This window comes from Leisingera sp. XS_AS12 (assembly GCF_041224635.1).
GTDB lineage: Bacteria > Pseudomonadota > Alphaproteobacteria > Rhodobacterales > Rhodobacteraceae > Leisingera.
Genome location: NZ_JBGFGM010000079.1, coordinates 128,827 through 142,778, shown reverse-complemented (window position 1 = coordinate 142,778; position 13,952 = coordinate 128,827). Strand labels below are relative to the sequence as shown.

The window sequence follows — 13,952 nt, the reverse complement described above, 5'->3', positions numbered from 1 at the left end:
CGTTACGCCGCTTTGCGCATCCGCTCGCCCAGGTCGATCGTGACCATGTGTTCGGTGTTGTGAAGTTCGCGGAAGTGCTCCGCCTTCTTGAAATGGGCCTCCGAGTCGATCGCCGCCTCGTGGCCCTTGGCAAACTTGCGGAACAACGCCCAGGAGGCGTCGTTATCGGCGGTGATGGTGGTCTGCATCCGCTTCACGTCGGCGCAGGCCTTGCGCTTGAGAAGCGCGTTCAGCATCTGCGTGCCCAGCCCCAGGCCACGGGCCTTCGGGGACACCGCGACCTGCCAGACAAACAGGGTTTCCGGGTCCTTGGGCACCAGGTAGGCGGAGATCCAGCCGACGATTTCCCCGTCCAGTTCAGCCACCACGCAGGTGTCGCTGAAATGGTCGCACTGCACCAGGTTGCAGTACATCGAGTTCTCATCAAGCGGTTTGCACGCACGCACCAGCTCCCAGATATCCGCGCCGTCTTCGGCCACGGGCGCCCTCAGGGCGGGTGCGGCTTTGCGGAACAACTCCAACGTCTTTGCCATTGGGCTATGAACCTCCAAATTGCTTTGGCTATCTAAGTAGCGAGCAATCTGAATGCTTTCAAGATCAAAGTAAAAAATATCCATAAATGGCAAAACAGGTGTGATATTTTCCTGTTTGCAAAATAAACTCAAGCATATACACATTCGATATTCAAACTACCCATATGGCGCGGCACATGTTGCCTTGCGCCCTGGCATCTGCCAATAAGACTCTCATGAACCGCGTGGACACCAGCCTGATCGCCCTCCGCCGCATCCTGCGTGCAACAGAACTGTTTGGCCGCGAGCTGGCGCAGTCGGTGAATCTGACCGCCGCGCAGTTCCGCGTGCTGCAGATCGTTGCCGATCGCGAGCACTGCACGGCCACCGTCATCTCGCAGCAGATGCGGATCACCCAGGCCACCGTCACCTCGGTGGTGGACAAGCTGGTGCGCAAGGAGCTGGTCGTGCGGGAACGCTCGCAGACCGACCGGCGGCAGACCAACATCCTGATCACCGAGAAGGGCCGCCAGACCATCGCCGAGGCACCGGATCCGCTCCAGCAGAAGTTCGTGCGCAAGTTCTCCGCCCTGCCCGACTGGGAACAGGCCGGGCTGATCGCCGCGCTGGAACGGGTTGCCGCGATGCTCGACGCCGAGGAAATCGACGCGGCCCCCGTGCTCGACACCGGCGAAATCCGCGATCCGCACTAAGGATCCGCACTGCGGCCGCCCGCGCCCACCGCCGCGACCACGACCCTTGCCCGACTCACCCCTCCTGCGTCACAGTGGAGGGACCAGACCCATCTGGGCGCCCGGCCTGCCGTCGGCTGCGCCCGTCTCCGCCGGGTCAGGGCGCACAGCCCGGTCAGGCGGCCCCGTGCGACGGGTCTCCCAGGCGGCCCTGCGGGCGCTCCGGCAATCGGAGGATCCTGCCATGATCGCCTCACGCCTGAAACATCACCTCGAGGCCCGCGGCCTGCCGTTCGAGACGGTGCGCCACCCCTATACCGCCACCGCATCGGAATGCGCCGAGGCCGCGCATGTGCCCGGTGACCACCTGGCCAAGTCGGTGCTGATCCACATGGAGGAAGGCCCGATGCTGGCCGTGATTCCCGCCAGCCACAGCGTCGACCTCCGGGCTCTTCAGTCCTTGGTCAAACGCCGCCTCGGGCTCGCCCCCGAGCAGGAGCTGACCCAGGTCTTCGACGATTGCGATCCCGGTGCCGCGCCCTGCGTCGGCGCCGCCTATCACGTGCCGACGGTGATCGACGACAGCCTGACCGGGCTGGACACCGTCTGGTTCGAGGCCGGTGACCACAAGACACTGGTGGAAATGAAAGGTAATGATTTCGACCGGCTGATGAAGGACGCCCGCCACGGCTCCTTCAGCACCCTGCACTGACCAGTTGCCGGTGACGGCCCTCAACGGGCCGTCCGCATCTGCGTCAGAAGTCGAACAGATCCTCGAGGAAGTTCTTCTTTTTCTTCCTGTAGGGTTTACCGCCAAACCGCGGGTCGTAGTCGCCGCCGCGGTCATCATAGCGGTGCGGCTGCGGCGGGACGGCCTGCACCGGCTGGGTGGAGCGCTCGATGATCTTGTCCAGCTCGCCCCGGTCCAGCCAGACCCCGCGGCACTTTGGGCAGTAGTCGATCTCGACCCCTGCGCGGTCCGCCATCACCAGCTCGCTGCCATCAACAGGACATTGCATCTGCACCTCCATTCGCGTTTCCACTCTCTCCTGCTGTTACAGGTGGGTAGGCGCGGCGGGCATCACAAGGCAGGCCGCCAAGCGGATCCGGCTCGCCGGCGGAAATCCCCCATTTGGGCACCCCCCCTGAGGCCGGACGAGGCCGGACGCCGCCCGGACCACACCGCCGGATCACACGTCAGTCGTCAGCGCACCACATGCACCGCGCAGGATGCGTGCCGCACCACGTGACCCGAGGTCGATCCCCACAGAAAATCCTGCATCGAGGGGCGATGCGAGGCGAGGATGATCAGGTCCGGGCCGTTCTGTTCCGCCCAGTCCAGAATGGTGCGGCCGGAATGCCCCTCAATCAGCTCACCCCGTGCATTGGGGAGGGTCTGCGCCAGCCCGTCCAGCTCTGCCTTCAGCGCCTTGCGCGTGTCCTTCATGAAATCGGCGGGGATGTAGGATATCGCATAGCTCGGCACTTGCTCGATCACATGCAGCAACGTCACCCTCGCACCCGGGGCCGACAGCAACCGCGCCACCTTCAGCGGGCCGGTCACATCGCGTTCGGGGTCAAAGGAAATAGGGACGAGAATGTTGTGATACATGGCTGACCTCCTTGGGGTTTTGCCCGGGCTGCGGTGACGTCACCAAACCTACGCGAGGCAGGAACCAGAAGTTCCCCCGGCCCCTGCCGCGCCTTGGCCAAACGCCCGATCCGCCCGTTCACAGCACCCGTTAGCCGTCGCCGAAAACCTCGGCGACGTCATACATCACCGGCTCGAAACTGCGGCACAACTCGTTGATCTTGCGGTTGCGGGCGCGCATCTCGGGGCTGCGCAGCATCGCCATGAAATCCTCGCGGCGACGCCACTGCGAGTAGTTCGCGATGCGGGTCTGCGCGTCATTGACGTGCAGGCCGGCGGCAATGAACCCGGGCTGCTTCGAGATGAATTCCGCATAGGCATCCTCCAGTGCTTCCAGCAGGTCCTGACAGGTGCCGGGCGTCATCTCGAATGTGGTGATAACGGTCTGAATATCAGCGGTTTTGGCGATTTGCGGCATTGGCTCCTCCGGTGACTCCCTTCCAGCCTACGCCCGATTGCGCGAAAATCGCACGATTTTTTACGCCAAGACCCTCGAAAGGTGATTTATGGAAAAATCAAATCAACCTATAATTTATTCATGCGGCGCAGATCCGACCCTTCGACACACCGCAGCGGGTGCGCAGCCTGCCGCCTCGCCCGTGGCGCCGCAGCGGCGCTGATGCTGGCGCCACCCGCCGCGGCAGGCGCCTGGCTGGAGCCGGTCGGAGCGGGTTTCACCTCGGCCAGCGCGACCTTTCGGACCCGGCAGGCGGACCCCGAACCGGAGTTGAGCTTTTACGGCGCCTACGGCCTCACGCCCGGGGTGACGCTGGGCGTGGACCTGAACAGCAACCGCGCCCTGTCCGGTCACGCAGTGCTCTTTGCGCGGCTGCCACTGCACCAGGGCCCCACGCACCGCGTGGCCGCCGAGCTTGGCCTTGGCGGCCACCGGGTGGAGGGCCGCTGGTACATGATGCAGAAAGCAACGCTGTCCTATGGTCGCGGCTTTCAGACCGGCGCGGGGCACAGCGGCTGGATCGCAGTGGATGCCAGCTATGAGCTGCGCAACAGCAGGGCGCAGCCCATATGGAAGCTGGATGGGACCCTCGGGCTGAACACCGGCGCAGCGTTCGCGCCGATGATCCAGCTGGAAACCGCCTGGCCGCAAGGGGGCCAGCCCAGCTACACCTTGACCCCGTCGCTGCGCTACCAGCTGCCCGAACGCCGCGAACTGCTGATCGGACTGGCCCTTGGCCACGAGGAGCGCAGCAGCTTCGGCCTGAAACTGGGGCTGTGGCAGAAATTCTGAGCCAGACACCTCGCGACACCGGATCAACTGTCCATGCGCAGCGTGACCTGCACCTCGCCGCGCACCGCCTCGGGCCAGCGCAACACGATCTGATCCCGCCCGGCCCCCTGCTCGACATCCGCATAGGGGGCGAGATAGCGGATGCTGTTGCTGGCACTGCGCAGGGCGCGCTGCGGCATCACGCTGTCGACATAGCGGGCATACCCCTGGAACGGCAGCTCAGCCGCCGTCTGCACCGTCCAGCTGGACGCGGCCGAGGACTGGTCATGCAGCACCCGCAGCGGGTTGGCCGATTGCACGGTGACGTTGTGGTACATGTTGCCGGTGAACAGCACGTTCTTGGCCCGCCCGTGATCGAGGTCGGAAAAGCTGGTATCGACCCGCTCGGCCCGGTCGATGTTGCCGTTGACGGAGCGGAACTTGTTGCCGGTGACCGACACGCCGTTGAGGTAATGCCCACTGCCGTAGGGTTTCACCACGATATAGCTGAACCAGGGCGCGACGTCGCCGGACAGGAACACATTGGCGTTGATCGACAGCGCGCTGAAGGAAAACCCGCCCGTGAAATCCGGCGAAGGATCACGCTCGTTGGTCCATTCGATGAAGCAATTGTCGATGTAGTTGTCGGACACGGTGGAGGTGCAATTGTTCGAGGTCAGCACCAGCCCGGCCGTGCGCACCCCGTTGGGCACGCTGTCGCCCTGAAAGAAATGGTTGCCGGTCACCGTGTTGTTGCCGCCCGCCAGAACCGCGAAATGGCGGAACCGCGTGGCGCGGTTGCTGCGCAGCTTGGCGTCATTGTTGTTGACGTTGAGACCGATGCTGACACGATCCGGCACGTCCAGCGGATCCTCGTGCGACAGGAACTGGCAGTTGTCCACCAGGAGCCCCTGGCAGCCAGTCCCGATCGAGGTGATGCCGCGATCCCTGGGGCGCGAGATGAAGCAGCTGTCGATGGAAAACACCGAGCCCGAAGGCGCCAGCCGCAGGGCGCTGCAACGGCCGTTGCACTGGAACTCGATGCCCTCGACGCAGAACTTGCTGAGCGAGCTGAAGCCGCTGAAATCCACCAGGTACTTGAAGTCGCGGAACGTGAAGACCTGGGTGCCCTCGGCGTCGTAAAGCGGCGCGTTCAACGTCAGCTCGCCCGCGCCGACGTTGCGCGATTTCACATAGATCTCGCGGCCCACGCCCGCACCCTCGACCAGCGCGCCGACGGGGATGTTGGCGACATTGGCGACATTGGTCAGCTTGCGCGAATCCGCGGCGCTGCTGTAGGTCGCCTGCGAGGTCACCACGTCGGTGTCCCAGGCGGTGCTGTCGGCGGCCTCCAGCTGGCCGTTGCGGATCAGGCGGCGGGTGGCATAGGAGCTCTTGTTGGGCACCGCCGCCGCCATGTCCAGCGGCGCGGTGATGCTGATCTTGCGCCCCTTCAGGTCCAGCGATTCATGGTCGACATTGTTGATCAGCGCCTGAAACGCCTTTTTGAACCCCAGCTCCTCGTCGCCGAAGGCCGCCGCATAGCTGGGAAAATCGAAGTTCTTGGTCATCAGCAGCATCTTGTCGTCGGGCATCGACACCGTGCCCTCGAAGCGTATCGGATTGTTCAGCGACACGGTGTCGGCCAGGTGGAATTCCCCGGCGGGCACCAGGATGCTGCGGCCATCGGCAGCGGCGTCGGCGGCCTCGAAGGCCTCGGTGCAGTCGGTGCTGCCGTTGCCGACGGCGCCATAGTCGGTGACATCCACCAGGCTCAGCATCTTGCGCAGGAAGACATGGGTTGCGTCGGTGATCTCGATATCGTCGATCCGCACCACGCCGCCATTTGCGCCGATCAGGTCGAGGCCGAAATGCCCGTAGGCCGCCAGCCGCCCCCAGGGCATCTGCACGCCGCTGCGGTAGCCGCTGCCGACCAGCGCGGTGATCTCGACCACGTCCCCATAGGTTTGCAACGCCGCCTCCGAGGCGGTCTGCGGTGCCCCCGGAATGTTGCTGCCAGTGGCATAGGCCGCGTAGCCCGCGATGCGCACCGTTGGCAGGGCGCCACTGACCGCCTTGATGCGCACCTTGATCTGCAGGTAGCAGCCCGGCTCCAGCGGCGTCTGCCCCATGAAGCGCAGCTTCTGGGTGTTGGCCGTCTTCTGCAATTCCAGACAGCTGCCGAAATCGGCATCGGCCGCCACCAGCACGGCATTAGCCGCACCATCATAGGTGTCGGAGCCGGGGGTGCCGTCGCCGCTGGACCACACATCCAACCCCTCTGCAAATGCGGGGGGCATCAGCTGCACGCCATCGGTAATCGCCTTGTTCATGGAAAACCCTTTCCTGCTACGCCTGTCGCGTTCGGGGATCAGGTTTTACCCAAGCGGCCTTAAGATCCGGCAAGAATAGCGTACGCTGCCCGCCTCAGGACGGCGGATAGCGCGCCGGGAACTCGCACCCAACCGCATGAAATTAAATGAAGATTACAGGATTAACCCTTTGCCAACCTGCCTGTTGCGGCGGCGGTTGCGCTGGCAATGGAGAGAGCCGGTACCAAAAAACACTCGTAACGGAACAAACGGCCTGCACGCCCGGCTCTCCCATGCCGTGGGAGTCAAGCTAGGCGAACATTACGCTACGTCAACAAAGTTTTTTCGCCGCCCCTGCGTGAAGCCATCATAAATTCGCGCCGCGAACAGGATGAGGAATGACAAAGGGGGCACGGTCGCCCGCGCCCCCAGAAGCGATTTCATTTCCGATGACTGGCGGATCAGGCCAGCTCGCCGGCCAGCGCCTTGTCGATCAGCGCGATGGTGTCCTCGACGCCGTAGAGCGCGATGAACCCGCCAAAGCGCGGACCCTGGCTGGCCCCCAGCAGCACTTCGTAGATCGCCGAGAACCAGGCCCGCAGCGGCTCGAACCCGTGGATCTTGCCGATCGCGAAGACCACCGATTGCAGGAACTCCTCGTCCGCGAAGTTGGCCTCGGGCAGCGGATCGTCGTTGCCGACGATCTCGTTCTTCCTGGCGATTGCAGCCAGTGCGGCCTCGGGCGATTTCAGCGCATCGGCCAGATCGGACAGCGCCGCACGCTCCTGATCGGTGGGCAGGCGGTAGGTCTTGGCCGGTTTCACGAAGTCGTTGAAATAGGCCACCGCGAAGCCCGCCGCCTGATCCATGCCCGGATGGGTCTCCGGGGTGGCGTCGGGAGCGTATTTGTTGATGAAGCCCCACATGGTCGCCTTGTCCTCGGCGCTGGAGGCAGAGGCGAGGTTCAGCAGCATCGAGAACGGCACCACCATGTCCGACTGCGGAACGTCGCCGCCGTGGATGTGCCAGACCGGGTTGTTCAGCTGCGCCTTCAGATCCTGGGTGTGATAGGCCCGCAGCTGCTGGTGGTATTCATCCACCGCCTTGGGGATCACGTCGAAGTGCATCCGCTTGGCGGTCTTGGGCTTCTGGTACATGAAATACGCCAGCGACTCGGTCGAGGCATAGGTCAGCCATTCGTCGATCGAGATGCCGTTGCCGGAGGTCTTGGAAATCTTCTGGCCATTGGCATCGAGGAACAGCTCATAGGTGAAATGCTCCGGCGGACGGTGCCCCAGCACCCGGCAGATACCGTCATAGATCGGCGTGTTGGTGGAGTGGTCCTTGCCGTACATCTCGAAGTCGACGCCCAGTGCCGCCCAGCGCGCGCCGAAGTCCGGCTTCCACTGCAGCTTCACGTTGCCGCCGGTGACCGGCAGGGTCCATTCCTTGCCGTCCTCGTCGTCGAAGGTGACGGTGTAGGTCTCGGCGCAGACCTTCTTCATCGGCACGTAGAGCACGCGGCCGGTTTCCGGATGGATCGGCAGGAAGATCGAATAGGTCTGCCGCCGCTCCTCGCGCAGGGACTTCAGCATGATCGCCATGACCTCGTCGTATTTCTCGACGGCGCGCTTGAGGATCTCGTCGAACTGACCGGATTCATAGAACTCCTTGGCCGAGTAGAACTCGTACTCGAACCCGAAGGTATCGAGGAAGCGGCGCAGCATGGCGTTGTTGTGGTGGCCGAAGCTTTCGTATTCGCCAAAGGGGTCGGGCACCGCGGTCAGCGGCTTTTGCAGATGCTCTTGCAGCGCTTCGGGGTTGGGCACGTTGCCCGGCACCTTGCGCATGCCATCGAGGTCATCGGAAAAGCAGATCAGCTTGGTCGGGATGTCCGAGATGGTCTCGAACGCCTTCTTGATCATGGTGGTGCGGGCCACCTCGCCAAAAGTGCCGATATGGGGCAGACCAGAGGGACCATAGCCGGTTTCGAACAGCACATAGCCCTTCTCCGGCGCGCCCTTGGCATAACGTTTGAGAACCCGGCGGGCTTCTTCAAACGGCCAGGCTTTGCTCTTGAGAGCTTCTTCGCGCAGATCAGACATGATGTTCTCCAACGGCGTCTGTTGTTTCGGGATCACCGGCAGGCGCAGGGGCGCGGACCGGCATGCCTCTCTATTGTGCTGATGCAGCACGAGTCAACATCACAAGCCCGGCGCCCGCTTGGTTTCACGGCGCGGCCCGACGCGGCATCGGCCGAAAAATGCCGCACTGCCGCAGCGGGTTATTGAACCGGGCGTCGGGGCCACCTATCCTGCGCAAAACCCGATTTGAACAAGCAAGGATTTCATCCATGAGTGAGCAAACCCCGCACCCGATGTCCCCGCAGGACTGCCTGGTGGCGCTGATGGTGGCGGTGTCTGCCTCTGATGAGAACATCCGCACCGCGGAACTGGTCAAGATCCAGTCGGCGGTCAACATGCTGCCGGTGTTCGCCGATTACGACATCGACCGGGTGGCGCGGATCTCGCAGACGGTGCTGGATCTGTTCGAACAGGAAGACGGGCTGGAGGCGCTGTTCGGCCTCATTCGCGGCGACCTGCCGGAGCGGCTGTTCGAAACCGCCTATGCGCTGGCCTGCGACGTGGCCGCCGCCGACGGCATCCTGGGCGAGACCGAACTGCAGTTCCTGGCCGAGGTGCGTTACGAGCTGAACATCGACCGGCTGCACGCCGCCGCGATCGAACGCGGCGCACGCGCCCGCCACACGGTCTGACCAACCGGCAGACCGTCTCGCGACGCTAGCAGGCCGCTACGTCAGGAGGCATGGGGCATGGCGCCCCATCCGGCGGCTGCCCCGATGTAACGGGTTGTAAAAGTAGCGGGCTGGAAAAATCATCAGGTCAGGGGCGTGCAGATCAACTGCCGTAGACGGCGCCCCAGCGCTCGATCAGCTGTTGCTGCAGCGCCTTGGCGCGGCGGTTCCATCCCTTCGCGCCCCGCGGTCGCTCGCGTTCGGCGCGCGGAATGCTGGCCCGGGTGGCCTCGTCGGCGCTGAAGATCGCAAAAGCGAGTTCCGTTCCGTCTGACGCCGTCATGAAACCGCCGAGACCGGAAACGAAGTTGAGGGTGCCGGTCTTGGCCGCCACCTTGATCGGGTGATCCTTGATCGGACGGCCCTTGGCATCGCGCAGATCGAAGGGTTTCAGCAGCGGCTTCAACTGCCCGCTCCGGTCCGCCGCGATCAACGCCGACAGCAGCCCAAGCGGCGTCATCCGGGACTCCTCGCCAAGGCCCGAGTGGTCGACCAGCCTGATGCCCGGCATGTCGTATCTGGCGGTGGCCCAATGGCTCATCTCCGTCGCCGACTCCTTCAGCGAGCTGGGACGACCGCTGCGGGCCGCGGTTGCCGACATGCCGATCATTTCCGCCATCAGGTTGTTGGAATACTTCAGCATCGCCTTCAGCATTTCTGCCATTGGCGGGCTCTGGTGCTGCGCCAGCAGCTGTGCCGCGGGCAGCGTGCGGATCTGCCGCGCCGCGCCCAGCTGGATGCCATGCGCCCCGGCAAGGGTCCGGAACACATCCCCCGCATAGGCCCCGGGATTGCGGACCGGCAGCCAGCGCGACCCGCCCTTGCCCAGCGCCTTGGAGGCGACGGTCCAATTGTCAGTGCCGGATTGTTCCGCGTAGGTGTAGACCGGCGTGGACCGCGTGGCGATCCGCATCCGCGCCATGCTGACCTCGGGGCGGTGCTTCTCGGTGCGGGCATCCATCGTGGTGGCCCAGCCCCCGCTCGCGGCGCGTTTCCATTCGAAATGCACCCGGTTGAAATTCAGCGCGATACCGGACACCGCCGGCGAATAGCCGAGGTGGTCGGGCTGTCCCGGATCAATGGTGCGGATGGTCGGCAATGCCGCATCCCAGACCAGGAAATCGCCGCGCACCGAGCGCACCCCCGCGGCCTTCAGCGCCGCGGCAAGCTGCGCCAGATCATCGGTGTCCAGCATCGGGTCGCCACCGCCCGCGAGGATCAGATCGCCAAGAACCACGCCGTTGGAGACACCGCCGGTGGCAAGGATGCGGGTCTCGAACCGGTGACTGCCCCCCAATGTCTCCAGCGCGTAGAGCGCGGTGATCACCTTGGCCACGCTGGCCGGCGGCAAGGCCTGGCCCGCGCCATGGGACTCCAGCAGCCGTCCGCTGTTCACATCCGCCACGGCGCAGACGACTTCCCCCGGCAGATCGGCTTGCGCCAGCAGCGCCTTCAGCCCCTCGGCCCCCGGTGCGAATATGCTGTTGCGCCGCGAAACCGGCCGCAAGGAAACCGTGGGCGCATTGGCCAGCGCGGCCGAGCCCGCCATGGCGGCGAGCCCCGAAAGTAGGAATGTCCGGCGAGACGTCATCTTGGTCTGTTTCACGGTCAGGGGCTGCTCATGTCGTTTTTGCGTTCTGCCACAGGCCGCTGCAGAAATCAGGGCTTCTGCCCCATGAGAGTTCCTGCTACCGCTTGCGCCTATGTTTCAGGCAGTGATCCTCATGTTTGTGGCCATGTCAATGATCCCGGCCGGGGATCTGTGCGGGAAGTTGCTGACCGGCAGCGGCCTGGCCACACCCGCCTTTGTCGCCTGGTCGCGATTTTCCATCGGCGCGCTGCTGATCCTGCCCTTCGTGCCGCGCCGGGCCTATGCGCTGTTGCGCGACTGGCGCCTGTGGCTGCGTGCCGCCCTGCTGACCGGGGGCATCTTTTCGATCCAGATGGCGCTGTCGACCGAGCCTTTGGCCAATGTCTTTGCCGCCTTCTTCATCGGTCCGGTGGTGAGCTACGTTCTGTCCGTGCTGCTGCTGCGCGAACCGGCGACGATGACGCGCAACGCGCTGATGGCGGTTGGCTTCATCGGCGTTCTGCTTGTGGTGCGCCCGGGCTTTGGCGGCTCGCTCAACCTGTTGTGGGCGGTGCTGGCGGGCTGTTTCTACGGTGCGTTCCTGACCAGTTCGCGCTGGCTGGCCGGGCTCGGCAGCGCGCTGGAGCTGAGCCTGACACAATTGGCGCTGAGCGCACTGCTGCTGCTGCCGCTGGGGCTGACCAGCCTGCCGGAGTTCTCCGCCTCCACCGCGGTGCTGACGGTGGGAAGCGCGGCGTTTTCGATGCTGGGCAACCTTCTGCTGCTTTATGTCTATGCGCGGGTGCAGGCGGTGAAACTGGCGCCAATGGTCTATTTCCAGCTGGTCGCCGCGGTGGGTCTGGGCTGGATGGTGTTCAACCAGCTGCCCGACGCCTGGACCTGGGCCGGGCTGGTGGTGGTGCTGTCGGCCGGGCTGGGCTCAGCCCTGCTGCGCCGCTGACCAGTCGCCACGGGCGCGCAGCTGGGTGGAGCTGACATCCACCATCGGCACGTTCACGAAACACCACGCGGGGCTGGTGGCCTGCGCCAGCAAATGGCTTTGGCCGCCCTTCAGCATCGCATGGCGGTAGATCCGGGCCGCCGGTGACAGCCGCGCGGCGATCCGGTCCCCGGGGCGCGCCAGCACCCCGACGGGCACCGTGTCGAGGATCTGCCGCCAATCCTTCCAGTGATGGAAATGCACCAGGTTGTCCGCCCCCATCAGCCAGACAAAGCGCACACCGGGATGGCGGCGACGCAGATGGCGCAGGATCTGGGCGGTATAGCGCGTGCCGAGATCCGCCTCGATGCCGCTGATATGGATACGCGGATGCTGCATCAGCGCCCGGCTGGCCGCGATCCGCCGCGCCAGCGATGCCGGCTGACGGCGCTTCAGCGGGTTGCCCGGCGACACCAGCCAGAACAGGTGATCCAGCCCGAACCGCCTCAGCGCCGCGTGGGAAATCGCCGCGTGGCCGTGATGGGGCGGATCGAATGACCCTCCCAACAGCCCGACGCTCTGGCCCGGTTGGATATGCGGCAACTTGCAAATCATCGCCGCCTTGATGCGCATAGTTTGCAGGGGAGATCAATCACATGCCCGCCTGCCCCGCCAAGCGCGGGGCTGCCGACAGGCAGGTGGCGAGGTGCAAGCGCTGCCCGTGCTGCGCACAGGACAGTACCAGTTGCAGCACCTTGCCTTCCTCGCCGGACCAGAGTTCGATACACGCATTGATTGATAGACTTGGAGCGAGCAATGCGCCTGACCGTGCCGGAACCGAGGATTGACCTCTACAAGGATGGATTTGCAAAACATGATCAACTGGGGCGCAAACAGACCGGTGATAAACTGTCGAATCTGGTAGAAACCATCGACGACCCGCTGGTTATAGCGCTGGACGGAGCCTGGGGCTCAGGTAAATCGTTTTTTCTGAAATGCTGGGTTGGGGAGCATCTGAAACGACATGGGTACACCACCCAGACCGTCTATTTCGACGCGTTCCAGCATGACTACCTAACCGATCCACTTGTTGCGCTAACACAAACAATCTGTGACCAGCTGCCACCCGGATCGAAGACCTCTCGCTTTATCCGCAAGGGTAAGAAAATGTTGTCCAAAGTAGCAATGCCCTCGGTCAGAGTGGCAGCTGCAATAGCCACGTCTGGCGCCTCTGAAATGGTCGGGACTGTAGCTGATGCCGCAATACTATCCAGTTGGAAAGAAGCAGAACGCGCGGCTGAGCAATACTGGAAGCGAGAAGCGGGTAAGTGTGCTGCGATGGGACAGTTCCGCGCTGCGCTGCAAGAATTGACGGATCCAAATGAGAACGGGGAGCCACAAAGAAAACTGGTTGTCGTTATCGACGAACTAGATCGATGTCGCCCAGACTACGCGCTGTCAATACTGGAGATCATCAAGCACTTCTTTAACGTAGACGGCGTGCATTTTGTTTTGGGGGCGAACCTGAAAGAACTGCAGAACTCAGTACGGGCGCGATATGGGAGCGCAATAAACGCAGCAAAGTACCTTCAAAAATTTGTGTCGCTTGCCGTCCGCTTGCAAGGTCCGAAAGTAGGCCTTGGCGACCAAGCAGCTTACTCTAAGCACTTCGATAATATTGGCGACTTAATTGGCCTCCCCAATGACTGGCCGCGCACCTTCGTCCGAGATTACCTGATTATGTCAAACCACCATCTCATGATCAGCTTGCGGGATGTAGAAAAATTAGCCTGCCTGCTTCAGGTTGTTCCGACGGGCGGGATCGAGACGTCGGGTGAAAGGCACGTTTTTGCCGGGCTAATCATCATGGAGGTGACCGCGCCGAACCTGATAGAGAAAGCTAGACGGGGCGATCTAGACTACTCGGATGTGGAGCCGCTTTTTCTTCTTGAAACAAGGGAGGAAGCTGATGGCCCGTTCTTTGATGCACGTGCAGCTTGGCGAGCAACAAAACCCAATCCCCCCAGTTCACTACAGATCAAAATTAGCGGTCGTGCTGATAGGTTATTTGCCCAGTCAAACCGATCCCGCATTATTCCAAATATGATCGCTGAAAGAATGGACGCGTTTGTACTTCCCGACGCCGGTTGATTACCCTGTTGAAGGTGCCGCAACTGGTGCCCGCGTGGCACCCCCTCCCCGGAGCATGCTTCCCGCATTGCCCCGCCGTCG

14 protein-coding genes are annotated in these 13,952 nt (G+C 63.3%); 6 read left to right on the top strand and 8 right to left on the bottom strand.

Translation table 11 applies throughout. The features are described from left to right. Positions 1 to 2: 2 nt before the first annotated feature. The gene (gene ectA, locus AB9K35_RS07245; RefSeq protein ID WP_222456467.1) at positions 3 to 533 is read right to left on the bottom strand and encodes a diaminobutyrate acetyltransferase; all 531 of its coding nucleotides are present in this window, start codon (positions 531 to 533) and stop codon (positions 3 to 5) included. Between the two features lie 215 nt (positions 534 to 748). Here ectA and AB9K35_RS07240 point away from each other — a divergent pair, with 215 nt between their 5' ends. After that, positions 749 to 1,225 carry a MarR family transcriptional regulator gene (locus tag AB9K35_RS07240; protein ID WP_222456466.1) on the top strand — a complete coding sequence of 159 codons (477 nt, stop codon included), beginning with the start codon at positions 749 to 751 and terminating at the stop codon, positions 1,223 to 1,225. A gap of 223 nt (positions 1,226 to 1,448) precedes the next feature. Next, the gene (locus AB9K35_RS07235) at positions 1,449 to 1,916 is read left to right on the top strand and encodes an aminoacyl-tRNA deacylase (RefSeq protein WP_222456465.1); all 468 of its coding nucleotides are present in this window, start codon (positions 1,449 to 1,451) and stop codon (positions 1,914 to 1,916) included. 43 nt (positions 1,917 to 1,959) lie between these two features. On the opposite strand, the gene AB9K35_RS07230 is transcribed toward AB9K35_RS07235, so the two are convergent. The 3 genes from AB9K35_RS07230 to AB9K35_RS07220 all read right to left on the bottom strand — a co-directional run bounded on the left by AB9K35_RS07230 (position 1,960) and on the right by AB9K35_RS07220 (position 3,273). Then, positions 1,960 to 2,223, bottom strand: a complete 264-nt coding sequence (locus AB9K35_RS07230) for a zf-TFIIB domain-containing protein (RefSeq protein WP_222456464.1) — start codon at positions 2,221 to 2,223, stop codon at positions 1,960 to 1,962. A gap of 185 nt (positions 2,224 to 2,408) precedes the next feature. Continuing rightward, on the bottom strand, positions 2,409 to 2,816 hold the full coding sequence (locus AB9K35_RS07225) for a universal stress protein (protein ID WP_222456463.1): 408 nt from the start codon (positions 2,814 to 2,816) through the stop codon (positions 2,409 to 2,411). Between the two features lie 130 nt (positions 2,817 to 2,946). Continuing rightward, complete coding sequence (locus tag AB9K35_RS07220) at positions 2,947 to 3,273, bottom strand: antibiotic biosynthesis monooxygenase family protein (RefSeq protein WP_222456462.1); 327 nt, start codon at positions 3,271 to 3,273, stop codon at positions 2,947 to 2,949. Positions 3,274 to 3,474: 201 nt separating this feature from the next. On the opposite strand from AB9K35_RS07220, the gene AB9K35_RS07215 reads away from it, so the two are divergent. Continuing rightward, positions 3,475 to 4,104, top strand: a complete 630-nt coding sequence (locus AB9K35_RS07215; protein WP_369925075.1) for a hypothetical protein — start codon at positions 3,475 to 3,477, stop codon at positions 4,102 to 4,104. A gap of 23 nt (positions 4,105 to 4,127) precedes the next feature. Here the strand turns inward: AB9K35_RS07215 and AB9K35_RS07210 are convergent, their stop codons facing one another. Together AB9K35_RS07210 and AB9K35_RS07205 are read right to left on the bottom strand one after the other, a co-directional pair. After that, positions 4,128 to 6,416, bottom strand: a complete 2,289-nt coding sequence (locus tag AB9K35_RS07210) for a right-handed parallel beta-helix repeat-containing protein (protein ID WP_369925074.1) — start codon at positions 6,414 to 6,416, stop codon at positions 4,128 to 4,130. Between the two features lie 440 nt (positions 6,417 to 6,856). Beyond that, positions 6,857 to 8,500 carry a lysine--tRNA ligase gene (locus AB9K35_RS07205; RefSeq protein WP_222456459.1) on the bottom strand — a complete coding sequence of 548 codons (1,644 nt, stop codon included), beginning with the start codon at positions 8,498 to 8,500 and terminating at the stop codon, positions 6,857 to 6,859. Between the two features lie 248 nt (positions 8,501 to 8,748). Here AB9K35_RS07205 and AB9K35_RS07200 point away from each other — a divergent pair, with 248 nt between their 5' ends. Then, positions 8,749 to 9,171, top strand: coding sequence for a tellurite resistance TerB family protein (locus AB9K35_RS07200; RefSeq protein WP_222456458.1), 423 nt, complete (start codon positions 8,749 to 8,751; stop codon positions 9,169 to 9,171). A gap of 142 nt (positions 9,172 to 9,313) precedes the next feature. Here AB9K35_RS07200 and dacB read toward each other — a convergent pair whose 3' ends face one another. Continuing rightward, positions 9,314 to 10,801 (bottom strand): D-alanyl-D-alanine carboxypeptidase/D-alanyl-D-alanine-endopeptidase, encoded by a 1,488-nt coding sequence (gene dacB, locus AB9K35_RS07195; RefSeq protein ID WP_369925107.1) that lies wholly within the window; start codon positions 10,799 to 10,801, stop codon positions 9,314 to 9,316. 133 nt (positions 10,802 to 10,934) lie between these two features. Between dacB and AB9K35_RS07190 the strand changes: the two genes are divergently transcribed. Further along, positions 10,935 to 11,741 carry a DMT family transporter gene (locus AB9K35_RS07190; protein WP_369925073.1) on the top strand — a complete coding sequence of 269 codons (807 nt, stop codon included), beginning with the start codon at positions 10,935 to 10,937 and terminating at the stop codon, positions 11,739 to 11,741. Here the strand turns inward: AB9K35_RS07190 and AB9K35_RS07185 are convergent. Then, on the bottom strand, positions 11,721 to 12,353 hold the full coding sequence (locus AB9K35_RS07185) for a nicotinate-nucleotide adenylyltransferase (RefSeq protein ID WP_369925072.1): 633 nt from the start codon (positions 12,351 to 12,353) through the stop codon (positions 11,721 to 11,723). The genes AB9K35_RS07190 and AB9K35_RS07185 overlap by 21 nt on opposite strands. A gap of 183 nt (positions 12,354 to 12,536) precedes the next feature. On the opposite strand from AB9K35_RS07185, the gene AB9K35_RS07180 reads away from it, so the two are divergent. Then, positions 12,537 to 13,871: a P-loop NTPase fold protein gene (locus tag AB9K35_RS07180; RefSeq protein ID WP_369925071.1), complete on the top strand. Its 1,335-nt coding sequence runs from the start codon at positions 12,537 to 12,539 to the stop codon at positions 13,869 to 13,871. Positions 13,872 to 13,952 lie beyond the last annotated feature (81 nt).

Bases quoted from the DNA above. Each gene is read 5' to 3' on its own strand.
- ectA (WP_222456467.1), bottom strand. From the start codon at position 533: ATGGCAAAGACGTTGGAGTTGTTCCGCAAAGCCGCACCCGCCCTGAGG.
- AB9K35_RS07210 (WP_369925074.1), bottom strand. From the start codon at position 6,416: ATGAACAAGGCGATTACCGATGGCGTGCAGCTGATGCCCCCCGCATTT.
- dacB (WP_369925107.1), bottom strand. From the start codon at position 10,801: ATGACGTCTCGCCGGACATTCCTACTTTCGGGGCTCGCCGCCATGGCG.
- AB9K35_RS07185 (WP_369925072.1), bottom strand. From the start codon at position 12,353: ATGCGCATCAAGGCGGCGATGATTTGCAAGTTGCCGCATATCCAACCG.
- AB9K35_RS07240 (WP_222456466.1), top strand. From the start codon at position 749: ATGAACCGCGTGGACACCAGCCTGATCGCCCTCCGCCGCATCCTGCGT.
- AB9K35_RS07180 (WP_369925071.1), top strand. From the start codon at position 12,537: ATGCGCCTGACCGTGCCGGAACCGAGGATTGACCTCTACAAGGATGGA.
- AB9K35_RS07225 (WP_222456463.1), bottom strand. From the start codon at position 2,816: ATGTATCACAACATTCTCGTCCCTATTTCCTTTGACCCCGAACGCGAT.
- AB9K35_RS07215 (WP_369925075.1), top strand. From the start codon at position 3,475: ATGCTGGCGCCACCCGCCGCGGCAGGCGCCTGGCTGGAGCCGGTCGGA.
- AB9K35_RS07205 (WP_222456459.1), bottom strand. From the start codon at position 8,500: ATGTCTGATCTGCGCGAAGAAGCTCTCAAGAGCAAAGCCTGGCCGTTT.
- AB9K35_RS07200 (WP_222456458.1), top strand. From the start codon at position 8,749: ATGAGTGAGCAAACCCCGCACCCGATGTCCCCGCAGGACTGCCTGGTG.
- AB9K35_RS07220 (WP_222456462.1), bottom strand. From the start codon at position 3,273: ATGCCGCAAATCGCCAAAACCGCTGATATTCAGACCGTTATCACCACA.
- AB9K35_RS07230 (WP_222456464.1), bottom strand. From the start codon at position 2,223: ATGCAATGTCCTGTTGATGGCAGCGAGCTGGTGATGGCGGACCGCGCA.
- AB9K35_RS07235 (WP_222456465.1), top strand. From the start codon at position 1,449: ATGATCGCCTCACGCCTGAAACATCACCTCGAGGCCCGCGGCCTGCCG.
- AB9K35_RS07190 (WP_369925073.1), top strand. From the start codon at position 10,935: ATGTTTGTGGCCATGTCAATGATCCCGGCCGGGGATCTGTGCGGGAAG.